The 23,088-nt window shown below is 39.6% G+C and carries 24 protein-coding genes and 1 riboswitch; of the genes, 22 read left to right on the forward strand and 2 right to left on the reverse strand.

Features of this window, described 5'->3' with window-relative positions; genetic code table 11:
• The first annotated feature begins 40 nt into the window (after window positions 1-40).
• The 20 genes from H7992_RS05530 (at window position 41) to H7992_RS05625 (ending at window position 20,377) form a co-directional block, all read left to right on the forward strand.
• Window positions 41-844, forward strand: a complete 804-nt coding sequence (locus H7992_RS05530; protein ID WP_187046901.1) for a hypothetical protein — start codon at window positions 41-43, stop codon at window positions 842-844.
• Entirely contained in the window at window positions 841-2,076 is a 1,236-nt protein-coding gene (locus tag H7992_RS05535) for a glycosyltransferase family 2 protein (protein ID WP_187046902.1), read from the forward strand. The genes H7992_RS05530 and H7992_RS05535 overlap by 4 nt, the downstream gene beginning before the upstream one ends.
• Window positions 2,073-3,041 (forward strand): hypothetical protein, encoded by a 969-nt coding sequence (locus tag H7992_RS05540; RefSeq protein ID WP_187046903.1) that lies wholly within the window; start codon window positions 2,073-2,075, stop codon window positions 3,039-3,041. The genes H7992_RS05535 and H7992_RS05540 overlap by 4 nt, the downstream gene beginning before the upstream one ends.
• 390 nt (window positions 3,042-3,431) lie before the next feature.
• Entirely contained in the window at window positions 3,432-3,617 is a 186-nt protein-coding gene (locus tag H7992_RS05545) for a hypothetical protein (protein WP_187046904.1), read from the forward strand.
• Entirely contained in the window at window positions 3,614-4,174 is a 561-nt protein-coding gene (locus H7992_RS05550) for a vWA domain-containing protein (protein WP_187046905.1), read from the forward strand. Before H7992_RS05545 ends, H7992_RS05550 begins: the two co-directional genes overlap by 4 nt.
• 378 nt (window positions 4,175-4,552) lie before the next feature.
• Window positions 4,553-5,047: a transposase gene (locus H7992_RS05555; RefSeq protein WP_187046906.1), complete on the forward strand. Its 495-nt coding sequence runs from the start codon at window positions 4,553-4,555 to the stop codon at window positions 5,045-5,047.
• A gap of 1,166 nt (window positions 5,048-6,213) precedes the next feature.
• Window positions 6,214-7,077 (forward strand): DUF72 domain-containing protein, encoded by an 864-nt coding sequence (locus H7992_RS05560; protein WP_187046907.1) that lies wholly within the window; start codon window positions 6,214-6,216, stop codon window positions 7,075-7,077.
• Window positions 7,077-7,901, forward strand: coding sequence for a sulfite exporter TauE/SafE family protein (locus tag H7992_RS05565; protein ID WP_067206346.1), 825 nt, complete (start codon window positions 7,077-7,079; stop codon window positions 7,899-7,901). Before H7992_RS05560 ends, H7992_RS05565 begins: the two co-directional genes overlap by 1 nt.
• Window positions 7,902-7,904: 3 nt before the next feature.
• Window positions 7,905-9,281 (forward strand): bifunctional metallophosphatase/5'-nucleotidase, encoded by a 1,377-nt coding sequence (locus tag H7992_RS05570; RefSeq protein ID WP_067206348.1) that lies wholly within the window; start codon window positions 7,905-7,907, stop codon window positions 9,279-9,281.
• A 41-nt stretch (window positions 9,282-9,322) separates the two neighbouring features.
• On the forward strand, window positions 9,323-10,084 hold the full coding sequence (gene yunB, locus H7992_RS05575; RefSeq protein WP_187046908.1) for a sporulation protein YunB: 762 nt from the start codon (window positions 9,323-9,325) through the stop codon (window positions 10,082-10,084).
• A 55-nt stretch (window positions 10,085-10,139) separates the two neighbouring features.
• A riboswitch (Lysine riboswitch) is annotated at window positions 10,140-10,321 on the forward strand.
• Between the two features lie 143 nt (window positions 10,322-10,464).
• The gene (locus tag H7992_RS05580; protein WP_187046909.1) at window positions 10,465-12,036 is read left to right on the forward strand and encodes a Na+/H+ antiporter NhaC family protein; all 1,572 of its coding nucleotides are present in this window, start codon (window positions 10,465-10,467) and stop codon (window positions 12,034-12,036) included.
• 399 nt (window positions 12,037-12,435) lie between these two features.
• A complete protein-coding gene (locus H7992_RS05585; protein WP_187046910.1) occupies window positions 12,436-13,629 on the forward strand; it encodes an ABC transporter substrate-binding protein in 1,194 nt (397 codons plus the stop codon).
• A 133-nt stretch (window positions 13,630-13,762) separates the two neighbouring features.
• Window positions 13,763-14,638, forward strand: coding sequence for a branched-chain amino acid ABC transporter permease (locus H7992_RS05590; protein WP_067206357.1), 876 nt, complete (start codon window positions 13,763-13,765; stop codon window positions 14,636-14,638).
• Between the two features lie 13 nt (window positions 14,639-14,651).
• A complete protein-coding gene (locus H7992_RS05595; protein ID WP_067206360.1) occupies window positions 14,652-15,602 on the forward strand; it encodes a branched-chain amino acid ABC transporter permease in 951 nt (316 codons plus the stop codon).
• Window positions 15,592-16,371 carry an ABC transporter ATP-binding protein gene (locus H7992_RS05600; protein WP_067206363.1) on the forward strand — a complete coding sequence of 260 codons (780 nt, stop codon included), beginning with the start codon at window positions 15,592-15,594 and terminating at the stop codon, window positions 16,369-16,371. Before H7992_RS05595 ends, H7992_RS05600 begins: the two co-directional genes overlap by 11 nt.
• A gap of 2 nt (window positions 16,372-16,373) precedes the next feature.
• A complete protein-coding gene (locus H7992_RS05605; RefSeq protein ID WP_067213852.1) occupies window positions 16,374-17,081 on the forward strand; it encodes an ABC transporter ATP-binding protein in 708 nt (235 codons plus the stop codon).
• Between the two features lie 142 nt (window positions 17,082-17,223).
• The gene (gene lipA / locus H7992_RS05610; protein WP_067206365.1) at window positions 17,224-18,183 is read left to right on the forward strand and encodes a lipoyl synthase; all 960 of its coding nucleotides are present in this window, start codon (window positions 17,224-17,226) and stop codon (window positions 18,181-18,183) included.
• An 18-nt stretch (window positions 18,184-18,201) separates the two neighbouring features.
• Window positions 18,202-18,513 (forward strand): YutD family protein, encoded by a 312-nt coding sequence (locus H7992_RS05615; RefSeq protein ID WP_187046911.1) that lies wholly within the window; start codon window positions 18,202-18,204, stop codon window positions 18,511-18,513.
• A 647-nt stretch (window positions 18,514-19,160) separates the two neighbouring features.
• On the forward strand, window positions 19,161-19,610 hold the full coding sequence (locus tag H7992_RS05620) for a DUF86 domain-containing protein (RefSeq protein ID WP_067206369.1): 450 nt from the start codon (window positions 19,161-19,163) through the stop codon (window positions 19,608-19,610).
• A 2-nt stretch (window positions 19,611-19,612) separates the two neighbouring features.
• Window positions 19,613-20,377 carry a TIGR01457 family HAD-type hydrolase gene (locus H7992_RS05625; RefSeq protein ID WP_187046912.1) on the forward strand — a complete coding sequence of 255 codons (765 nt, stop codon included), beginning with the start codon at window positions 19,613-19,615 and terminating at the stop codon, window positions 20,375-20,377.
• A gap of 39 nt (window positions 20,378-20,416) precedes the next feature.
• On the opposite strand, the gene H7992_RS05630 is transcribed toward H7992_RS05625, so the two are convergent.
• Window positions 20,417-20,653: a YuzB family protein gene (locus H7992_RS05630; RefSeq protein ID WP_067206374.1), complete on the reverse strand. Its 237-nt coding sequence runs from the start codon at window positions 20,651-20,653 to the stop codon at window positions 20,417-20,419.
• Between the two features lie 332 nt (window positions 20,654-20,985).
• Here H7992_RS05630 and H7992_RS05635 point away from each other — a divergent pair, with 332 nt between their 5' ends.
• Window positions 20,986-22,053, forward strand: a complete 1,068-nt coding sequence (locus H7992_RS05635) for an NAD(P)/FAD-dependent oxidoreductase (RefSeq protein ID WP_187046913.1) — start codon at window positions 20,986-20,988, stop codon at window positions 22,051-22,053.
• A gap of 378 nt (window positions 22,054-22,431) precedes the next feature.
• Here H7992_RS05635 and H7992_RS05640 read toward each other — a convergent pair whose 3' ends face one another.
• Window positions 22,432-22,761 carry a YuzD family protein gene (locus tag H7992_RS05640; protein WP_187046914.1) on the reverse strand — a complete coding sequence of 110 codons (330 nt, stop codon included), beginning with the start codon at window positions 22,759-22,761 and terminating at the stop codon, window positions 22,432-22,434.
• Window positions 22,762-22,846: 85 nt separating this feature from the next.
• Between H7992_RS05640 and H7992_RS05645 the strand changes: the two genes are divergently transcribed.
• On the forward strand, window positions 22,847-23,083 hold the full coding sequence (locus H7992_RS05645) for a NifU family protein (RefSeq protein WP_187046915.1): 237 nt from the start codon (window positions 22,847-22,849) through the stop codon (window positions 23,081-23,083).
• The last annotated feature ends 5 nt before the right edge of the window (window positions 23,084-23,088 follow it).

Here is a 23,088-nt window from a genome sequence, read left to right on the forward strand (position 1 = left end):
TTATGGGGAACGAAAAAACAAGAAGGAGGGTGTATAGTGATTGAAAAGTACGAAGACAAATTACGCAAAAGAATGGATACCTATGAATAAGACTCTTACAATTAGTTTACTCATTTTATTAATGTTAGTAGCTGGTTTGGTTTATCTCTACTTGGAGTTACCTTTTTTTGAATTCGGATTTGCATTAATGGGGACATCATTAATAATTATGGCTTTTCTTCGTGAAAGATTTGTTTTTCTCTATGCAATTATCATTGTTCTTGGATATGGGGCTTTATTAACAACCTATGCGTTTAGTCAGAACTATCAAAATGCCATTCAGAGTTTGTATATTTATTCACATTTGCTTGTTACCAGTTTTGTATTCCTTTATTGGATTTTGTTAACTCTGCTTAAGCAAACACACTATGAAAACGAAGAACTAAGACAGAAAGTTAAGTCGTTAGAGAAATACAGTCCGAACACAAAAGTGCTAACTATCAATGAATTCCGAGATCAAGCGCGATATATGTTTAGACTTGTTGAACGACACAAAGAAGAAGCGTGGCTCGTTACTCTAACTCTTCTTTATGAAAATATAAAAGTACGAGAAAATTTACAAGAGTCTATAGAAAGAGTTTCGCTTCAAACAATACGGCAAGAGTATGATTTAGTAACAGGCACTGAAGGCCGTATTTACTTATTATTAATGAGTACAACGATTGACGGGGCCAAAGTTGTTGTAAATCGACTTCGAGACAACTTAAAAGCCGAACTTAATTTCTTAGAAGAGCCATATGAAGAGGATTTTATGCTTTATGAAGAGCTCAATTTGATGGACGACTTAATGGGAGGAATTAAATGACTAGTGTTTTGTACATAATTATGTCGTTTTTTTGGGCTTTACTGTTATTTTATTCAGCCGTAACGATTGCTGGTATTTGGTACCGTCTCAGTTATAAGTCGCCGCAAGAATTGGATTATTATCCGAGTGTAGCTTTACTAATTCCTGCCCATAATGAGGGTGTTGTTATTGAGAATACGTTGAGGGCGATGGTACGATTGGAGTACCCTGGCGAACTCAATATCTACTTGTTGGATGATAATTCTACTGATGATACGGGATCAATTGCTATGGAGTTTTCGACAGTGTTTTCACGAATTCACTATATCGAGGTTCCATCTGGTGAACCGAAAGGGAAATCCCGTGTGCTCAATTATGGTCTTAGTATTTCCGAATCTGATTACTTTATCGTATACGACGCAGATAATCAACCCGAACCCAAAGCGCTTAGAAAATTGGTGGAAACCGCTGAAAACACACCGAAGGCTGCTGGAGCTGTCGGTTATGTAAAAACAATTAATGAAGGTACAAATAATTTGACACGAATGATTGCGCTTGAATTCCAAGTGTTCCAACTGTTGATGCAGTGTGGTCGCTGGGCATTGTTTAAGTTAGGATCCCTTGCCGGAACAAATATGCTTCTACGACGATCCGTATTGGTAGAATTAGGTGGTTATGATGTCTATGCCCTGGCTGAAGATGCCGAATTAACGGTACGTCTCACTGCATCCGGTTATTTATTGCCTGTCGTACCTGATTCCAGAACATGGGAACAAGAACCCGAGCGTTTAAGCGTTTTTATAAAACAGAGAACGCGGTGGTTAACGGGAAACATTTATTTACTTGAGAAGTCGATTCATGATTTTTCACATTGGAAAGGGAAAACATTCATTTTAACGCTTCAGCATTTATTGACTTATTTAGTTTTTGTATTACTTTTGTTGTTCTCACATGTATTTTTCATAATGAGTATTCTCGGTTATGTATTACCGAATATGAGTGCACCTTTACTGATTTTATGGTTTATGAGTTATGTCGTTTACACATCTCAGTTGTTAAGTTCTTTAGTTGTAGATAAAAATGTCACGATGAAAAATGTGTTATTTGTCCTCATTATGTATTTCACGTACGCACAGATATTTATTGTGTTGCTTGTCCGTAGCTTTTCCTCCTATCTTTGGAACCGGGCTCGTGGGCAAACAATTGCATGGGATAAAACGGAACGTTTCAAAGGGAAAGAAGAAGTCTCGTGAGAAAATATATGTTTTTATTACTCGTGGTAGCTATTGTTGGTGGGGTTGTTTATGGAATGAGTCATTTTTCGAACAATGAAAAAGTGCAACGGACGGTGAGCGAACGTTACACTACAAATGATGTCATTTATTCCTATCCGAATGATTCGGAAAGTCAAGTATTATCAGAAAGCCTTGGATTATATTTGGAATTCCTTGTGGATGAAAATGATTCAGTTAATTTCCAGAAGAATTTCGAGCAGTTGAGAGATAAGTTCATCATTGAAAAAGAAGGGTTGTTGTATATTCAGTGGGTTATAAATGAAGGAACAGTTGTCAATGCGCTCATTGATGATGTGCGTATTATTTCAGCGTTGCAAAAAGCTAGCAAAGTGTTTGACAAACGTAAGTATGGTACTTTAGCAGATGATTTGGTGAAATCAATAGGTGAAGTTCAACAACAAAATGGAATCATCGTTGATTTTTACGATTGGGAGCATGAACAAGCTGCGGACCGAATTACACTTAGTTATTTGACACCAGATTTTTTTGATTTAATCACACCAATTGCTGAAAATAAAAAATTGCTACTTGAAGCCACAGGTGTTTCAATTTTTTTTCCGGAGTACTATGATACTAATCAAGGTGAATATGTCGAAAGTGAAGAAGTACACTTAGTTGATCAATTACTTATCGCATTGAATCGCACAGAACTTGGGCAGACCTCACCAACTTTTGAAAAATGGGTAAAAGCAGAATGGGAGTCAACTGGGAAACTTAGAGGAAGATATTATCGAACGACGAAAAAAAGTTCAGTTTCCTATGAGTCAGCAGCTGTGTACTATTATTTATACGAGTATTTTAGTGCAATTGAAGCTTATGAACTAGCGAAAGAAGTACGTAGTCGTACAATTGAGATTATGGAGGAGAATGTACTGAATAATGCTCATTTTTTTGACTATCTCCATTACGAAAAGTTTAAATAACGACTTTTTTAAAAATGACTGCAAGATAAAGCCGTTTAAGCCGGTTAATCTTGTACCTTTTTTTCGCGGAATAATTGTATTATGAGTAATGCGAAAATTGTAAGTTAACCTAAATAATAACACTAAATTCATTAAACTTTGAAAGCACACACAAACCGTGGTTTAGGTTATGTTAGTGTCAGAAAAAGAAGCGATTGCTTTTCCTATCGGGATAAAACGACGCATTAATTCATTATGACGTTCAATTTTCCCGGTTCTCAAAATAGTTCTCTGTACCTTTACTTAAGACTGAGATATCATGCTGAGTTAATTCGGATCCGTTATCAGCAGTAATTGTCAAAGAGGGGCTGGAAATGGTAGTAAGGGGTTATATGAAGGATTTAAAAAACAATGTCGGACTTAGACGGTCAACTTCAACAGACGTTGCAGAACAACAGCCATAGTTTTTCGCAGTCGTTGTCACAAGCTATGCAGGAAACCAAACAGTTGAAAGATAGCTTGAAATCATTGCTTGGAGGCACAAGTGAGGGCAGTCGTGACGCAGAACTGAAAAAATCGCTTCAAATAAACAGATGAAAGAAATTGCGGATTCAGCTGGTCGATTTAAACAAATTGCTCTCAGAAAGCAGAAATCCAAGCATAGTGATTCGACGGAAAGAAGTGGGATTGCGTTAGGAAGTGATATTGAGCGACAGTTGCCGATGGAGTTGGGCCTTTACGCACTTCCATCAACGAAGAACTACTTCCTACGTCGCTATGTAGAAGTCCAGACGATGATGTATGAACAGAAAGGACAAGAGGTATTGGAGAAAGGTCCAATCGTACTTTGTTTGGACCAGTCAGGCAGTATGCACAAACTTGATACTCAATCAAAAGGGTTTACTTTTGCTCTTATGTCGATTGCGAGAAAACAGAGAAGGGATTTTTGTTTAATCTTATTCTCTACTCGGACACAGATCATTAAATATGAGAAGGGAAAAATTAAAGGCTCTGATATGGCTAATCTTGCTCAAACTTTCTTAGGTGGGGGTACAAACTTTGCACTGCCTCTTGATAAGGCGATGAATGTCATAAATGAAAGTCGTTTAAACAAGCAGATGTCGTGTTTGTTACGGACGGCGAAGACAGATTAAGGGATTCATTTTTAGAAGAATTCAATAAGAAGAAAAAAGAGAAAGCCTTCAATGTACTTTCCCTTGTAATAGGTAGTAGTACAAATACGGTGACACAGATTTCCGATAAAGTTGTCCAAGTTATGGATTTAGATGATAAGGAAAGTTTTACTGCGTTTGAAATCTAAAGAATAAAGCTTTACATTTTCGCACTGTCTTAGGGTAGTGCTTTTAATTTTTTATTAATCAAGGGATTCTAATGTTTTATTAACTGAGCAAATTCCATAATTACGAGCCCTTATGTACCAAGGCTTTCATGGCATAAAAAATAGAGCACCTCCCCAAATCCTGTATAATGTAAGTTACGACACAAACATAACAGACTGGAGAGATGCCCCTATGTCCATTATACGACAACAAAGCCTGTTTGATATGCATGAATTATATAAGATGGAACCCACCCATCATTTTGAAGCAGTTTTTACAACAGTTAACTTAAATCCTCTCTGGAATCTATTCGATAAACCGAAAAAAGTAGGTGCCCCTAGGGAATTGAATTACGGTGCCATGGTCTATTCACTTATCGCTCGTGTGGTGGAGCGTATTGTGACAATCAAGGATCTTGTCAGACGGTTGGATCGTGACCCCATTTTTCGTTATGACTGTGGTTTTCTTCACTCCGACCCACTTTTCCTTGAATCAATATCCGTAACTTGTAATCCAGCTAACTCATTGACACGGATTCCACTTCCTTGGAAGAGGGAGATAATCCCCTTGCAAGTATTCATAATTGTAGCTTGGACAGTGCAGCACATAATTTCTCCCGTGTTTAATCATGTTCTGAACGTTTGTGAAATACATCGTCTTTACGCATATGGATTTGACGATGTATGAATCGGACTTTCAGATTGTGGAGAATATTACGATGCCGTTCTCACTCGCGGTCCTTGCGGTGTAATTTCTGTCTTACGTTTCTTGTAATCGCTTTGCCTTTTCCAAATCCAATTTACTTCCTCCTATTGGCTATATGTGGGCAAAAGAAAAACAGACAACGGTTATTAGTTATCTGTTTTCATATGTTTCGCGTGCACTTTTAATAGAAGAGACTTAAATTCTGGTGATGGTTTTTTCAATTGTTTCTTCTTGGTTTATTTTTCGTGTGGCAATCACGATTTGGTAAATCAATATTCTAATGGTTTGTACGTAATCAGTTTTGAGGGAGTACTTTTCTTGTTGTGCAGCGCTCATCGTTGTGATGTGTTTCGCATACTCTTTTAAATAGAAGAGATTTATATTATTAATTTTTTTTCCATCGTAAAGTGTGCCGATTTCGTGCCGATAGGGTTAGATATATTATGAAACGTTTTGAAAGGTCATAATTTAAGAACATTGATTTGAAGCAGTTTGAACACTATTTGAATCGATTTGAAATCACTCGTTAATCAAGTTTGAGATGGAAGGTTCAATCGGGTAATTATCATATCGAAAAAACCGGCCACTAGGGTCGGTTTTTTCGTCTTTACATATATATTCGGCCACACCATAGTCGCTACGTGTATAGTTGCTTTAGAATGCTTTGGATTGAATGACTTCTATACTCTTAACTAAAAGTAAGCAAGAAACGCATTGTACAATGTGCAAGAGTGCCCGAAATTGCATCTTCGGGCACTTACAATCACTATAGAAAGTCAACTATTCGTTTCATTCAAACATAACTGCACTTTTCACTCGAACATTGTAGGAACGCGACAGGCAACTATTCACAACATGATTGCTGAAAAAAGTGTAACTAGAAGTGACGGAGTCACTTCTAGTTACACTAGGCCCCCCTCAGTAAATCTGTCATGAATAATTCACCGAAAGCGAACCGAAAATGATCCAGTGAAAATGGATTTTCCCAAGCCCTACTCACCAATATTTCATGCAAATAAATGGTTAATCAACAGACGTGATATTCGGCACTACTTATTTAGAATTAACTAGGTGGTATACTTCATCAAATCTGTTGTCTAAATATGTTAATATAGATAGTACCGATTCATTTGAAAGGAGGCAGAGGAATGATCCAAATCGGATTAACCGGTTGGGGTGACCATCCGGACGTATATAACTCTTCCTCTTCGAAGAAAGAAAAATTAATTGATTATAGTGCACACTTTCCAATCGTCGAACTGGATGCTACTTTTTATGCCATTCAGCCGGAGCGTAATATTCGCAAATGGATTAAAGAAACGCCAGATAACTTCCGATTCATTGTCAAGGCTTACCAGGGTATGACTGGGCATCATCGGGGTGAACTCCCGTATGCATCTGTGGATGAAATGTACAATCTTTTCCGGCTATCGGTTACACCACTTCAAGAAGCAGGCAAACTCGCGATGATTCTTGTCCAATTCCCTCCATGGTTTGACTGTACAAAAGAGAATGTTGAGGAAATTCGCTTCGTTTGCGCTAAATTGCATGGATTCGATATCGCCGTTGAATTTAGGCATCAGTCATGGTATTCACCCAAATTTCAACTAGAAACTCTGTCTTTTTTGAAGAAACTGAACGTAATTCACTCGGTGTGCGATGAACCGCAAGCAGGGCAGGGGAGTATTCCACTAATAGCAAATACCACTCGTCCGGATAAGGTTCTTGTTAGATTGCACGGCCGTAATGTAGCAGGGTGGCGCAACACTACGGGTGATGATAAAGCATGGCGTAAAGTTAGATATCTGTATAACTACAATGACACTGAGCTGAAGGAGATTCAATCAGCTGTTCAAAAATTAAAACAAGAAACGAATGAGGTTTTCGTCATTTTTAACAATAATTCCGGCGGACATGCAGCACAAAACGCGAAACATTTTCAAAAAATGCTCAATATCAACTACGAAAGTCTGACGCCGAAGCAGCTTGACTTTTTTGAAGGAGAATTTTGATGGAATTTATTTTATTGGCCGTTATCGGTCTAGCATCTGGAATTGTTGGGGCACTTGTCGGATTAGGTGGTGGTATCATTCTGGTGCCAGCAACACTTTACGTTGGCATTAACCTTGGCTTAATCGATGGAATTACACCGCAAACCGTCGTTGGGCTATCTGTTATTATGATGATCTTTACGGGCTTGGCGTCGACAATTTCCTATATGAAGACAAAAACAATTGATTTCAAAAGTGGGTTCATCTTTTTCTTAGGAAGTGTTCCCGGGACACTTATCGGTGCATTTGTGAATAAAGGACTTGACCTGCCATCATTCAATCTCTATTTTGGTATTTTACTTATTCTATTATCGACGCTTCTTCTGGTACGTAAATATTTGAAACCGGTCAGCTGGTTTGTCAATCACGGCAAAAAAAGAACTTTCACGGATAATACAGATCAGACTTTTATTTATGGGTACCCTGTTTGGTTTGCATTATTGCTGACATTTGGCGTCGGATTTGCATCGGGTCTTTTCGGCATCGGAGGAGGTTCAATCCTCGTACCAGCGATGATTCTACTCTTCTTATTCCCACCGCATGTCGCAGTCGGTACATCTATGTTCATGGTGTTTTTATCAGCTCTCGTCAACTCAATCACGCATATTTCACTTGGCAATGTACCGTGGCTTTATACGATTCCAGTCATTCCAGCAGCATATATCGGGGCTAAAATAGGTGCTCGGTTAAATCAAAAGATGAAATCGGAAACGCTTGTTGTTGCACTGCGAATTATCCTGCTCTTACTAGGAATCAGATCGATTATTGACGGACTTATGGGGTGACATATGAATCACAAGGTTGAAACAATTCATTTCTATCATACAAATGATATCCACAGTCATTTTGAAAGCTGGCCGCAAATTAGTAGGCTTCTTTGTGACAAAAAGCGCGAGCATTTAATAGAAGGAGATGCTTGTTACCATTTTGACATCGGAGATCACGTTGATCGTTCTCATCCATTTACGGAAGGGACGAAAGGTCAAGGAAACATCCGATTGTTGAATGAAGCAGGCTATGATGCGGTAACAATCGGCAACAACGAAGGAATTACCATGTCGAAAGAGGCTTTATCTACTCTTTATAAGGATGCCAAGTTCGATGTCATTCTAAGTAATTTATACGAAGAAGATGGTAGTCGTCCAAAATGGTTGTTACCTTATAGAATCTACGTTACTGAGCAAGGGACAAGAATTGGTGTTATAGGAGCTACTGCAGAATATAAAGCCTTCTATTTGAAGCTCGGCTGGCAAGTGACGGCGCCTCGCCAAAATTTAAAGCTTGTTGCTGAAAGCATTGCTGCTGAGACGGATGTAATTGTTTGTCTATCACATATGGGAATCCATGAAGATGAAAAGCTTGCAGAAGAATGTTCAGAAATCGATGTCATTTTAGGCGCGCATACGCATCATCTATTTCATGACGGCAAATTGATTGGTAATACACTTTTGGCTGCAACAGGTAAATACGGTGAGTATGTTGGTCATGTAACCGTGAAATTTAACACGGATGCTAAAGAACTTTTACAAATGGATGCGGAACTTGTCAGGACAGATTCGATTGAAAGCAATGAAAAAGATATTGAAAAAGTAAATGATCTAATCAAAATAGGAAAGCAGGCAATGGAGGAACAAGTTTTTTATAATCCTTCTCACTTATCTCAAAATCTATTTGATGTTAGTTCGCTGTCCTCTTTCTTTGGTAGAGCGCTCATTGCGTATTCTCAAGCGGATTGTGCCATGTTTAACGCAGGAATATTTCTAGGTAGTCTCGAAAAGGGGTGGGTGACAAAAGAGGATTTACATTCACTTCTACCTCATCCAATCAATTTATGTCTCATTACACTCGATGGATCAGAATTGAAAGAAGTCTATGAGCTGTCATTAACGAAAGAGTGGCCGCAAATTGAAATCAAAGGACTTGGTTTCCGTGGCTCGTTAATGGGTGCGATGATTCATGAAAGACTTTATAAAAATAGAAATGATCAGCTTTTTGCGGGCAATCGGGAGGTTGTATCAGGTCAAAAATATACACTTGCAACACTGGATATGTTTACTTTCGGTTTTTTCTTTCCATCGCTTAAACATGCAGAAATAGAGTACTATATGCCTGAATTAATCAGGGATGTGCTTGGTTGGTACGGAACCACACTAATTAAAGAATGAACGACTACCTTCCTGCATAACGTATAGTAGGAGGAGTCGTCTTGAGATTTCACGGCCAAGTTACTAGAAAATCCAGGAAGAAAAAACGCAAATTGTTACCCCTTCTTATTCCTGCAATTCTTATCGCAATTGCCCTTTTTATTTACATTATTAATGCAAGGCTTGCCCCAATTTATATTCAATATGCAGAGGTACAGACAGAAAAAATCGCGGCCCATGTTATCAATAAAGCCATCAATTCCAGGACTGCCAATGTACTTGATGTCAATGATATCATTGTAAACGTCCCGAACGATTCTAAAGGGATGGTGAAATTCAACACTGAAATCATCAACAGAGTATTAGCGGAGACACATGGTCTTGTCGAGTCCCATCTTCAACAGGCTGAAGCGGGCAATCTAGCTTTATTACCAACAGATGAGATAGAATTTGATTCGCAAGCAATGAAACGTGAAGAGGGAATTGTCTTTTTTGTCCCTCTTGCTCAAGCGGCAAATATTCCACTACTAGGGAACTTAGGGCCTAAAATACCGATTCGTTTTCATGTCATAGGTCAAGTACAAGCGACTATAGATACAAAAATTAGTGAATTTGGTATTAACAATGCCGTTGTTGAAGTGAATATATTATTAACAGTAAATGTCCAAATCATTGTCCCACTTGCAACAAAGAAAAGTGTAGTGACACAGAAGATTCCGGTAGCTATGGGACTAATTCAATCAACAGTACCTCAAATCTATACGACTGGTGGTGGGGATCCGCCATCGGTCGAAGTTCCAGCCCCTCCCGCGATAGAGGAATGAAAAGGGACTTGAAAATGGTGTGGATAACTGATAGGCTAGTAGAGGATTGAAATATCGATTGGGTAGAGGCTGCATTGCTTATTAGTCACACACGCGAGATTGACACCGATGACCGTGTGTAAAAGGAAGCTTTGCCGAAGTTTGGTAAGATCGTCGGGATCTATCAGGCTGGGGTTATTCCGAATAGGGATAACACTGTCATACATTTTTGAACATGTATGATGAGCTACAAGTCGTGAGTTAGATAAGCAGTATTAGTTATCCAACAAACGAAACGTAGATAAAGCCGGCTCCTGATGCACTCTGCTGAGTGTAATTAGTAGCCGTTTTTTTATTCCCCCTATACAGGGCCTCAACCCGACTAAATGGAGGAATAGTAGATGATAGGAACATGGGTATCAATTTTACCACCACTAATCGCAATTATTATGGTGTTTGCAACTAAACGGGTGCTGTTGTCGCTCGGAGCAGGAATAGTCTCAGGTGCTCTGCTGGCGGCGTCGTTCGGACCTGTTGAATCATTAAAAAATTTATTGGAGTCAGTTAAGGCTACATTTTGGGATGGTGGACTGAATACAGGGAACATTTACATTATCCTTTTCATCCTTCTATTAGGGGTTATCACTGCATTTGTTAGTTTATCCGGTGGAAGCAGGGCATTTGCAGAATGGGCAGTGCGGCACATCAAAACAAAACGTGGTGCAAAACTGCTCACAGTATTTCTCGGTATAGCTATTTTTGTGGATGACTATTTCAATGCATTGGCAGTTGGCCAAATTGCTCGTCCGATTACAGATCAGCATCGAGTTTCAAGAGCAAAACTAGCTTATTTCATCGATTCAACCTCAGCACCGATTTGTGTCATTTCACCAATTTCAAGTTGGGGTGCCTTTTTAATAGGCCAACTTGCACTTATATTTGGTGGTGCTGCAGCGATTAGCTATTCACCACTATCTGCCTTCATTATGATGGCGCCTATGAATTTTTACGTTATTGCAACACTTGCAATGGTGTTTTTCCTTGCGTGGACCAATTTCGATCTATTCGAAATGAAGAGACATGAACAACTTGCTACAGAAACAGGTCAATTATTTGATCCTGCTAAAACAATTCCAGGTCAGTTAAAAGAAGACTTCCCAGTACACGCACATGGCCGCGTTCGGGATTTAGTCGCACCAATCGTCACACTTGTTGCAGTGACATTTGCGGTTATGATTTGGACAGGTTATTTAGCCGGCGGATCAATGAACCTTTTGTCAATTTTTGAAAATACGGATGTCTCTCTTGCATTACTGTCGGGTGGAATTATCGCCACGCTAATAGCGGTAGTATTATATATGCAACAGATGAAAAATAATGAAACGGCAAGCTATTCTCTTATTGGCAGTGCCTTTATAAATGGATTGAAAGCAATGATGCCACCTGTGCTGATTCTTATTTTTGCGTGGTCATTATCATTCCTGATAGGAAAATTGGAAACAGGCTTATATTTATCAGAGCTTGTGTTGAAATCGAATATATCGGTTTCATTCCTGCCGGTCATCATGTTTATCCTTGCTTGTATTATGGCCTTTTCGACAGGTAGCTCATGGGGGTCATTTGGTATTCTTATGCCGATTGCAGGAACCATAATGATTGACGCGGCACCGGAAATGTTACTGCCAGCACTTGCAGCAGTACTTGCGGGAGCAGTTTTCGGCGATCATGCTTCACCGATTTCTGACACAACGATTCTATCTTCTACAGGTGCAGGCTGTAACCATATAGATCACGTTGCGACACAGTTTCCTTATGCATTAATCTGTGCATTGGTGGCCACAATGGGCTATATCATCTTAGGTATCACAGGCTCCATATGGATAGGTCTAGTTGGTGTTATTGTTATTCTTGTAGTATTGTTTTCTGTTTGGACGATGAAAGCTAAAAAAGAGGCAACACAGCTGTCTTTATAATAGTAAATGATTGGAAGCGGTGAACTTTTTACCGCTTCTTTATTATGTTTAAAATAGTTTTCTAACAAAAAAATGTTTTGACAATAGTCAGATAGGTATATATACTAGGCGTTAAGACTAAAGTAATCAGAAAATGGTGAACTTCCATTCAATGATTAGTTAAAAGTATTAGGAAAGGATGATATTGTATAACTGATCTTTCTATTAACTGTTAGACTTATTCGAAGAAATTAAACTTCGAAAGATGAGAACTGAAAACTCTCTATAGACCGAATAGAAAGTTTGTTTTACAATAAGCATGTAAGCGGAAACAAAATGATATCTTTCGGAATGCTAAATCGTTTGTCGTACTAGTTCGATTTAAATTGTCGGAAGTATCAATCAAAAGGGGGATTTTATATGAAATTGAAAAAGTTTGCAAGTGTATTTGCCGCTTCCGCTCTAGCAGTCGGATTGTTGGCAGGGTGTGGTGCAGGGGACAAAGCTGAGGAAGGAAGCACAGGTGGATCTAAGGGCGGCGATACGATTAAAATCGGAGTCAACCTTGAATTATCAGGTGCTGTTGCCTCTTACGGTACTTCCGAACTATCGGGAATTGAACTTGCAGTTGAAGAAATTAACGCTGCAGGCGGTATTGATGGCAAGGAAATTGAACTTGTCAAAGTCGATAATAAGTCTGAGCCTGCCGAAGCAACGAGTGCAGCGCTTAAATTGATCACTCAGGATAAAGTAATTGCAATCATCGGAGCAGCTACAAGTGGTGCTACTGTTGCACAGGCTGAAATCGCTAATGGCAACAAAACTCCACTTATCAGCCCATCTGGGACAAGCCCGAACGTAACAGTTAAAGATAACGGGGACGTTAATGAATTCGTATTCCGTACGTCATTTATTGACCCATTCCAAGGAACGGTTGCAGCAAACTTTGCAGCGAATGATCTTGGTGTTAAAAACGTAGCGATTTTCTCTGATAATGCAAGCGATTATTCAAAAGGTCTTGCATCATCGTTCAAAAAAGATTTTGAAGCTGCAGGTGGTAAAATAGTTGCTGAAGAATCTTACGTAGGTAAAGATTCTGATTTCCGTTCAACTCTTACACGCATTAAAGCAGCAAATCCTGAATTCATTTTCATCCCTGGATACTATGAAGAAGTAGGATTGATTGTTAAACAGGCTCGTGAAATGGGTATCACTGTTCCACTTATGGGAGCAGATGGTTGGGATTCTCCAATTCTACTTGAACTTGCCGGTGCAGAAGCATTGAATAACACATTTACAACAAATCACTATTCATCTGAAGATCCAGACGGTATCATTCAAGAATTCAACAAAAAGTTCAATGACAAATATAGTAAATCACCTGACGCATTTAATGCACTTGGTTATGACACGGTTTATCTATTAGCTGATGCTATTAAACGTGCAGGCGGTCCAGATTCTGTGAAGATTAAAGATGCTCTAGCTGAAACAAAAGATCTTGAGCTTGTAACTGGCTTGTATTCGGTTGATGAAAACCATCACCCTGTCAAATCGGCTACTATTCTTGAATACAAAGACGGCGAACAAGTCTTCAATACAAAAGTTAATCCTTAAATCAATCACGCAACTAATAGAAGTGGTAAACTTCTGCTGAATGAAGTTAAAACTGTAGGAATGGAGGGAGGATGTCCTCCCCTCATTCCTTTTTTAAGCCTTATTTTAAAGCTGGAAAAGGAGTGAAAAGTTAATGGAATGGTTACAACAGCTAATAAACGGTATTTCACTCGGCAGTATTTATGCGTTAATTGCACTCGGCTATACAATGGTTTATGGAATTATCAAACTCATAAACTTCGCACATGGTGAAATCTTTATGATTGGTGCATTTATTGGGTATTACTCCATCGCGGGTTGGGGTCTTGGATTCATCCCTGCCCTACTATTATCAATGGCTTCCTGCGCAGTTATTGGCGTTCTTATCGAACGAATAGCCTACAAAAGATTACGAAATGCGACAAGAATCGCGGCGTTGATTACTGCAATTGGGGTGTCACTTCTTATTCAAAATGGTGTCATTTATATGCGTGGTGCGCAACCTAATGCGTATCCAGAAGTACTACGCAATAAATCATTTGATTTTTTCGGTGCTCAAATAAGCAGTCAGTCAATCCTAATTCTTTCTGTTTCTGTCACATTGATGATCATTCTTCAATTTGTTGTACATAAAACGAAAATCGGAAAAGCGATGCGAGCTGTTTCCTATGATGCTGAAGCAGCTAAGCTGATGGGAATTAATGTTGACAACACAATCTCGGCTACGTTTGCGATTGGATCAGCTTTGGCTGGTGCAGCGGGCGTTATTTTCGGTATTTATTATACAAAGATTGACCCGTTAATGGGTATTATTCCTGGTTTGAAAGCATTCGTCGCAGCTGTCCTTGGTGGAATTGGAATTATTCCCGGAGCCATGGCTGGAGGTCTTGTGCTTGGAGTAGTAGAAACATTTGTCAGTGCGCTTGGTTTCTCTCTTTGGAGAGATGCTGCGGCATTCGTCATTTTGATTTTAATACTCATCTTCAAACCGTCGGGACTCTTTGGTAAAAATACACGTGAGAAAGTGTAGGTGAAACAATATCATGAAAAAGTCAAAACAGTTTTGGTCATTTATTGCTTCATCTCTAATCGTTTATACGGTTATTCAAGTGCTCATAAGTGTAGGTATATTAAATGATTTTCATTCTAATACATTAATCTTTATGGCAATTAATATTATGTTGGCCGTCAGTTTGCACTTAGTAATTGGTGTTACAGGACAGTTTTCACTTGGTCATGCAGGATTCCTAGCAGTGGGAGCCTATATTTCGGCAATCGTGACGATGAAATTCCAACTGCCATTTCCAGTTGCAATTTTAGCGGCAGGGGTTATTGCTACAATTGCAGGGCTAATCATTGGGATTCCAAGTTTACGGCTACGCGGCGATTATCTAGCAATTGCTACACTTGGATTTGCGGAAATCATTCGTATTGTTTTCTTGAATATTGAATATGTAGGTGGAGCGGCAGGGATGCAAGTGACGCATTTAACTACATGGACCTCTGCGTTTATCTGTCTTTTCGTTACAATAGTAGTTATCGTCAATTTTACAAATTCAAGGCATGGTCGCGCGTGTATTTCAGTTCGAGAGAATGAAATTGCGTCGGACGCTATGGGCATCAATACAACGTATTACAAAGTTTTAGCTTTTGCAATTGGTTCTTTCTTTGCGGGAGTTGCTGGGGCTTTGTATGCACATAACTTTTACATTATTCAACCTGCTAACTTTGGATTCTTAAAGTCAATCGATATTTTGATCTATGTTGTGTTGGGTGGTTTAGGAAGTTTGTCAGGAGCAATTGTTGCAACAATATTATTAACAATCGTTTCCACATTCTTACAAAGTTATCCTGAAACACGCATGATTATCTATAGTCTAGTACTTATCATTGTTATGCTTTATCGTCCAAAAGGCTTAATGGGCACAATGGAAATAACGGATTACTTCAAGTTATGGAGAGGTTCGAAAGGAGGCAGCCAGCATGACAAGTGAACCGTTACTGAGAGTGACAGATGTAGGTATACAGTTTGGCGGGCTGAAGGCAGTTTCGAATTTCAATATGGAAATCAATCAAGGTGAACTTATTGGGCTCATTGGTCCAAATGGAGCGGGTAAGACAACGAGTTTCAACTTATTGACAGGTGTTTATAAGCCTACGGAAGGCGATATTTTATTCAAAGGGAAACGTATTAATGGTATGGCTCCTTATCAGGTAACACGCAGGGGGATTAGTCGGACATTCCAAAATATTAGGTTGTTCAATGAACTATCCGTTTTGGATAATGTTAAAGTTGCTTATCACTCATTAGCGAAGCATTCAGTTCTAAGTTCTATGCTACGTCTTCCATCCCATTTTTCTGGGGAGAAAGAAATGGAAGAAAAAGCAATGGAATTCCTCAAGATTTTTGAATTGGATAAATATAGAGATGAAGATGCAAAAAATCTTGCATATGGGAAGCAGCGGAGGCTTGAAATTGCACGCGCATTAGCCGCAGGCCCGGAGTTGTTACTACTTGATGAACCAGCTGCTGGGATGAACCCGCAGGAAACGAAAGAGCTAATGGAGTTAATTGCATTTGTCCGTAAGAAATTCAATCTAACCATTTTATTAATTGAACATGATATGAATTTGGTAATGGGGATTTGTGAACGTATTTACGTATTGGATCATGGTGTACTTCTTGCTGAAGGAACTCCTGAAGAAATCCGTAATAATCCGAAAGTAATCGAGGCTTATTTAGGGGAGGAAGTTGACGAATGAGTATGCTGAAAGTTGACAACCTCAACGTCTATTATGGTAGTATCCATGCGCTTAAAGGTGTATCTTTACATGTAGATCAAGGTGAAATTGTGACATTGATTGGTGCGAATGGTGCTGGGAAAAGTACGTTGTTGAAAACATTATCAGGTTTATTAAAACCAAAAGAAGGCACTATAGAGTATTTGAATGATTCAATAGCGGGTAAGCAAGCCCAAGCCATTGTAAAAGCAGGAATCTCCCATGTACCTGAAGGAAGACGAGTGTTTGCAGATATGAGCGTTGAAGAGAATATTGAATTAGGTGCTTTTTTAAGAAAAGATAAAGCGGGTATTCAACAAGATTTCCAAAAAGTCTATGAGATTTTTCCACGCTTGCATGAACGACGCAAACAATCAGCGGGAACGCTGTCTGGCGGAGAGCAGCAGATGTTAGCGATGGGTAGGGCTATCCTGGCAAGACCGAAATTGTTGTTGTTGGATGAGCCCTCAATGGGACTGGCTCCACTAATGGTTAAGACGATTTTTCAAGTCGTCAAGGATATTAATCAAGAGGGAACAACGATTCTCCTCGTAGAGCAAAATGCCAATATGGCCTTGTCAATTGCTAACCGTGCGTACGTTATTGAAACGGGGCGTGTCATTCTTTCAGGGACTGCTGAGGAGCTGCATGCCAGTGAAGAAATCAAGAATGCTTACTTAGGTGGCCATTAATTGAAAAGAGACAGTGCTTGGTAACTGGCACTGTCTCTTTCTTTGTAAAGGTAATCGAATTAGACCCTAGGGATGGTTGTTTGAAGTCTGAATATATGATACATTAGCAACAGTAGTGAAAACACTTTATAAGTTTGTAGGAATGGAGTCGGTCGTCGTGTCATGCAAACCGGAACAGGGAAACAGAACGGAACACGTTAGAAAACCCGATTGGTTGAAAATCAAGCTAAATACGAATGATAACTATACAGGCCTTAAAAAAATTATGCGTGAGAATAATTTAAATACTGTATGTGAAGAAGCTCGTTGTCCAAATATCCATGAATGTTGGGGAGAGCGCCGTACTGCTACATTTATGATTCTTGGTGCAGTTTGTACACGTGCATGCCGTTTTTGCGCCGTTAAAACAGGTTTACCAACAGAACTAGATCTTGCAGAACCAGAACGCGTTGCAGATTCTGTTGCGCTTATGAATTTAAAGCATACAGTTGTTACAGCAGTAGCGCGTGATGATCAGAAAGATGGAGGATCTGCGGTATTTGCAGAAACAATCCGTGCAATTCGTAGAAAAAATCCATTTACAACAGTTGAAGTTCTGCCATCTGATATGGGCGGCGTTTATGAGAACCTTGAGCGACTCATGGATGCTAAACCAGATATCTTGAATCACAATATCGAAACGGTACGTCGCCTAACACCAAGGGTTCGTGCGCGAGCGACATATGACCGTTCACTTGAACTATTGCTTCGTGCAAAAGAAATGCAACCTGATATTCCTACAAAATCTTCTTTGATGCTTGGTCTTGGTGAAACACATGAAGAAATTCTCGAGACAATGGATGACCTTATTGCGCATAAAGTTGATATAATGACAATAGGCCAGTATTTACAGCCTAGTAAAAAACATTTAAAAGTACAAAAGTATTATTCGCCGCAAGAATTTGGCGAGTTGAGAAAAATTGCAATGTCCAAAGGGTTCTCACACTGTCAGGCAGGTCCACTCGTACGCTCGAGTTACCATGCTGATGAGCAGGTGAACGCGGCTGCAAAAGAAAGGCAGCGTCAAGGTGATGAACAACTTGAAACAACACTGCAAAGTTAAATTGGCGGTGAAAGTTGATTGATAATTTTAGAAAACTGGCAATTTGATATACTGACAGACTACCGTGAGGGATTTAATGAAGAGGCTTTGCTTGCAAGATACAGTGATGTTCTCCTCAAATACGACTACATACTTGGGGACTGGGGATACGGACAACTCCGTTTAAAAGGGTTTTTCGAAGATACAAACCAGAAAGCAACGTATGAAACAAAAATCAGCACCTTACAGGATTATCTTTACGAATACTGTAATTTTGGCTGTGCCTATTTTGTATTGAAAAAATCAGGCCGGGTTAAACTGGAAGCAGAGACTCCTGAAGTATCTGAATAACTAGGCTCGCGCGTGGATCTTGAATCTGCCCGCGAGTTTTTTGTTGTATAGAAATTGATAAAATTCACGACCTATGGATAACCTTTGAAAAATGATAGTCCACGAACAGAATCCTGCGGCTGGAGGTTCTTAGGTTGGAATGTATATATGATTGGTTGCGGGACGTAAATGCTCGTTTGCGTGTATATATGATTGGTTGCGGGACGTTAATGCTTGTTTGTGTGTATATATGATTGGTTACGGTATGTAAATGCTCGTTTGCGTGTATATATGATTGGTCGAGGGATGTAAATGCTCGTTTGCGTGTATATATGATTGGTCGAGGGATGTAAATGCTTGTTTGCGTGTATATATGATTGTTAGCGGGAAGTAAATGCTCGTTTGTGTGTATATATGATTGCTCTCGGTATGTTAATGCTCGTTTGTGTGTATATATGATTGCTCTCGGCATGTTAACGCTCGTTTTGCGGGATATATATAATCAGTCTCGCTTACGCTTTCATTATCTCCTATATATAGAACAAATGAATACCTATTTATACTGAGCGGAGGCGCCTTACAAGGGGATATCTGTATTTCAAAATATCTAGTATCGCAAATATGGTATCATAAGATGAAAATAGTTGAACAATCAGGAGGGAAAGTCCATGTATTTTGTTGACCGAAACCAAATCAGTGAATCGCTAAATCATATGGAAGTTTTACTTGAATTGTACAGAAATGAAAAAGAGTGGCAGAAGGATATTATCCATTCACTTGCGCTTGAACGGATAGCGAATGTACTTATCGAGTCGATTATTGACGTCGGAAATTCGATGATTGACGGTTTTATCATGCGTGACCCAGGGAGTTACGAAGATATTATTGACATAATGGAAGACGAGCGTGTTATCACTTCCGAAATAGCAGGACCGTTAAAAGTGGTAATTGAACTTAGAAAAATGATTGTGCGTGAGTTCACTAAAGTAGACGTTGGGATGATAATCGAAGTATTGAATGCCTCAATGGATGAACTCCTTGAGTTTCCAAAAAAAGTGCGTCATTATCTTGAAAATGAGCTTGGTCCAGTATCTGCCTTCTTACCGGAAGAGAAATGATTATGGATAAATACAAAGCAATCTGTCTTGATTTAGATGGAACTGTTTACCGTGGGACTGAACCGATTTCGGAAGCGGTCTCTTTCATTGGAAATATGCAACAAAATGGAATCGATCCCTATTTCATCACAAATAATTCTTCAATGACACGTGTGCAGCTTCGGAAGAAACTGGCATCATTCGGAATAATCGCAGATTCTGGCCGCATCATGACATCTGCGATTGCTGCCGCAAAGTACTGTAAAGAAAATTATAGCGGTGCATCTGTTATGATGATTGGTGAAAAAGGGTTGGAAGAAGCATTAGCGTCTGAAGGGATAGCAATCACAGCAACGAATCCCGATGTTGTTATCATGGGGATTGACCGAAGTATAACGTATGCGAAATTGGCGGATGCTTGTCTGGCGTTACGGGGAGGCGCGCATTTCATTGCAACAAACAGTGATAAAGCATTTCCCACGGAAAGAGGACTTGTTCCGGGGAATGGATCGTTTGTCACCTTAATGGAAAGTGCAACTGGGGTATTGCCGCTATTTGTTGGGAAACCTGAGCCGCATATGCTTGAATTCATTCAGGTAGAAAACGGCTTTCGAAAAGAAGAGATGGTTATGATTGGTGATAACTACGATACAGATATACAAGCGGGAATTCGTTTTGGCATTGATACGATACATGTTGCAGGAGGCGTCACTTCGCCAAAAGAAGTACTCTTGAAATCGCAGCAACCGACTTATTCGTACCAGACATTACTTGATTGGATAATATAAAAAAGCTAGCCGCCTGAAAAGGGCGGTTAGCCATAATGCTCAAAAGAGCGGATTGTCTTCTATATATTGATAGATGCGCTCGGTCAGCTCGTCGTTTGTATCTGCTTCGACGATTTCACCATTGACGATTGCATACAGCGATTCTGAACATTTTGTACAGTAACTTAAACAACCATACTCAAGAACATCAAGATTTGGATCTTTCTCCAATTTTTCAAATGTTTCTTGTGAATAGTTTGCGATATTACTCATGCAAAATTCGACAATCGGATTCACGATGATCACCTCACCTATTTGAAATCCTACTCTTTTTTTCTTCGCACGTCAACAATCTGGCATTACCGGATGGACCGACTAAATTAACCACGTTCTATGGGGTGAGACTAAATAATTATATGTGTTGAACGTATGAATACCTTCATAAATACAGCGTAGATGACCTTGTATGGGGGAGTCGAAGCTGATTTAAAGGTTTTTTAAAATCATAAAGAAATTATTCATGTTGATTAAAATTGCACTTTACCGTGAATCATTGTGAAGCATGTCACAAACTGATATAATCGTAATTGGGAAAACAACGGATTAATGGATTACGAAGGAGAAAACTTATGAGAAAACTTGTATTATTAGGTGCCGGATATGGGAATATGCGCATTTTACTACGTTTATTGACAAAAGAATTGCCGAGTGATGTCGAAATAACGCTTGTCGATCGGACTCCGTTTCATAGTTTGAAGACGGAATTTTATGCGCTTGCATCTGGAACTGTATCGGACTCAGTCGTGCGTGTTCCACTTCCGGAACATGATAGGCTGAAAGTTGTTGGCGGAGAAATTATAGAAATCAGGCCGGATGAGAAGTGCGTCTATCTTGATGATGGCGTGCAAATCATGTATGACGAATTGGTAATTGGGCTTGGCTGTGAAGATAACTATCATGACGTACCAGGAGCGGCAGAGTACACGTATAGTATTCAGACGATTGGTAAATCCAGGGTTACGTACGAAAAACTTCTTGGTCTTGGTAGTGGTGCAACGATTGGTATTGTTGGAGCCGGCTTAAGTGGGATCGAACTTGCAAGTGAACTTCGGGAAAGTAGACCCGATTTGAACATTAAGCTGTTCGATCGCGGCCCACGGATTTTGAGGGACTTCCCTGAGAGACTTAGTAATTATGTTAAAGGGTGGTTTGACGAACATAATGTAGACGTCGTTGCGAGTTCTAACATTACAAAAGTGGAACCGACGACCCTGTTTAACCACGAAGAAACAATCGCGGTTGATGCGGTTGTCTGGACAGCTGGGATTCGCCCGGTTGCACCTGTGGAAAAAATTGATACGGAAAAAGACGGATCAGGTCGGGTTGTACTGAACAAGTATCATCAGTTGCCTGAATTTAACGATGTCTATATCGTAGGAGACTGTGCGGCGCTTCCTTATGCTCCAAGTGCGCAAGTAGCTGAGGAACAGGCGGAACAGATTGTACGCATATTACGTAACGTTTGGAACAACGAACCACTTCCGGAAACTATGCCGGAAATCAAGCTGAAAGGGTTCCTTGGATCCCTTGGTAAGAAGCAAGGATTTGCATACCTTGCTGACCGTACTGTAACAGGCCGTATTGCACGATTGTTGAAGTCTGGTGTGCTCTGGATGTACAAATGGCATAATGGTTGACAAAAAAACCTTATTCGCATAGTCGCGAATAAGATTTTTTTTATTGTCTAGGAAATTATAAATCTCGTATTGTGGGTAAGTTGTAACGTAGTGATTGTACGTCTATATATTCGTCACTACTTATTTAGCATTAACTAGGTGATAAACCTCATCAGTATAACGAACAAATCTAGCGAAGGAGCGACAAGTGTGAGTCGAAGCAATAAGACCAAGGAGGGATGCAGTTCAATCCCTCCCAAGGGATCTTCTGGCGGGCTTATTACTTGAGGCCATCACCAAGCGACAAAGCGGTGTTGGAAGAACATTCTATTTATTAAGCACCGACCATATAGACTTCAGCGCTTTTGTTCTTCTCATTTATCTTGAAATTTTATCAGTTTAAGATTCAGCTATATAGCCGTTCTTTTCAAGCGCAGCAAATACCGGTTTTAATTGAATATAGCCTTCACCAATCATTTCGTCGTTGATCATGACTAGCGGATAGAAGAACTCATCGTCCTGTATTTGCTGGACAATTTTTTTGTGTTTGTCGTCGGATACAGTAGACTCGATATCAATGTAAGTGATATCGTATGGCTGATTCGGGTACTTTCTATCGATAGCAGCTTGAAGCCATTCGTATGTGTCATTGGATGAAGGTGAATTGACACAGCTTGCACAGATGATATCTGCACCATAAATTTCAATGATTGTAGTAGTGATACTCATATTAATTGTCCCCTCCCGATTGATTGTTGGATTTTTTCTTCTTTCCAGTTTATAATAAGTATAAGGAAAGGAGAGTTAAAAAACAATGACAGATACAGCGTTAACTGAACCAGTACAAGAAGTATTAGATAAATTACGTCCATTCCTCCTACGTGATGGGGGAGACTGTGAACTTGTGGATATCGAGGATGGCATCGTGAAACTTCGCCTTCTTGGTGCTTGCGGTACATGCCCAAGCTCGACGATTACACTAAAAGCAGGGATCGAACGAGCACTTTTGGAAGAAGTTCCAGGTGTCGTTGAGGTAGAACAAGTATTTTGATTTTA

The sequence above is a fragment of the Sporosarcina sp. resist genome (assembly GCF_014302295.1).
Taxonomy (GTDB): domain Bacteria; phylum Bacillota; class Bacilli; order Bacillales_A; family Planococcaceae; genus Sporosarcina; species Sporosarcina psychrophila.

Coding starts and splice junctions, on each gene's coding strand:
- H7992_RS05595 (WP_067206360.1), top strand. CDS start 14,652: ATGAAAAAGTCAAAACAGTTTTGGTCATTTATTGCTTCATCTCTAATC.
- H7992_RS05635 (WP_187046913.1), top strand. CDS start 20,986: ATGAGAAAACTTGTATTATTAGGTGCCGGATATGGGAATATGCGCATT.
- H7992_RS05600 (WP_067206363.1), top strand. CDS start 15,592: ATGACAAGTGAACCGTTACTGAGAGTGACAGATGTAGGTATACAGTTT.
- H7992_RS05555 (WP_187046906.1), top strand. CDS start 4,553: ATGTCCATTATACGACAACAAAGCCTGTTTGATATGCATGAATTATAT.
- H7992_RS05535 (WP_187046902.1), top strand. CDS start 841: ATGACTAGTGTTTTGTACATAATTATGTCGTTTTTTTGGGCTTTACTG.
- H7992_RS05545 (WP_187046904.1), top strand. CDS start 3,432: ATGTCGGACTTAGACGGTCAACTTCAACAGACGTTGCAGAACAACAGC.
- H7992_RS05640 (WP_187046914.1), bottom strand. CDS start 22,761: ATGAGTATCACTACTACAATCATTGAAATTTATGGTGCAGATATCATC.
- H7992_RS05645 (WP_187046915.1), top strand. CDS start 22,847: ATGACAGATACAGCGTTAACTGAACCAGTACAAGAAGTATTAGATAAA.
- H7992_RS05625 (WP_187046912.1), top strand. CDS start 19,613: ATGGATAAATACAAAGCAATCTGTCTTGATTTAGATGGAACTGTTTAC.
- H7992_RS05605 (WP_067213852.1), top strand. CDS start 16,374: ATGCTGAAAGTTGACAACCTCAACGTCTATTATGGTAGTATCCATGCG.
- H7992_RS05585 (WP_187046910.1), top strand. CDS start 12,436: ATGAAATTGAAAAAGTTTGCAAGTGTATTTGCCGCTTCCGCTCTAGCA.
- H7992_RS05565 (WP_067206346.1), top strand. CDS start 7,077: ATGGAATTTATTTTATTGGCCGTTATCGGTCTAGCATCTGGAATTGTT.
- H7992_RS05580 (WP_187046909.1), top strand. CDS start 10,465: ATGATAGGAACATGGGTATCAATTTTACCACCACTAATCGCAATTATT.
- lipA (WP_067206365.1), top strand. CDS start 17,224: ATGGAGTCGGTCGTCGTGTCATGCAAACCGGAACAGGGAAACAGAACG.
- H7992_RS05570 (WP_067206348.1), top strand. CDS start 7,905: ATGAATCACAAGGTTGAAACAATTCATTTCTATCATACAAATGATATC.
- H7992_RS05620 (WP_067206369.1), top strand. CDS start 19,161: ATGTATTTTGTTGACCGAAACCAAATCAGTGAATCGCTAAATCATATG.
- H7992_RS05590 (WP_067206357.1), top strand. CDS start 13,763: ATGGAATGGTTACAACAGCTAATAAACGGTATTTCACTCGGCAGTATT.
- H7992_RS05550 (WP_187046905.1), top strand. CDS start 3,614: ATGAAAGAAATTGCGGATTCAGCTGGTCGATTTAAACAAATTGCTCTC.
- H7992_RS05560 (WP_187046907.1), top strand. CDS start 6,214: ATGATCCAAATCGGATTAACCGGTTGGGGTGACCATCCGGACGTATAT.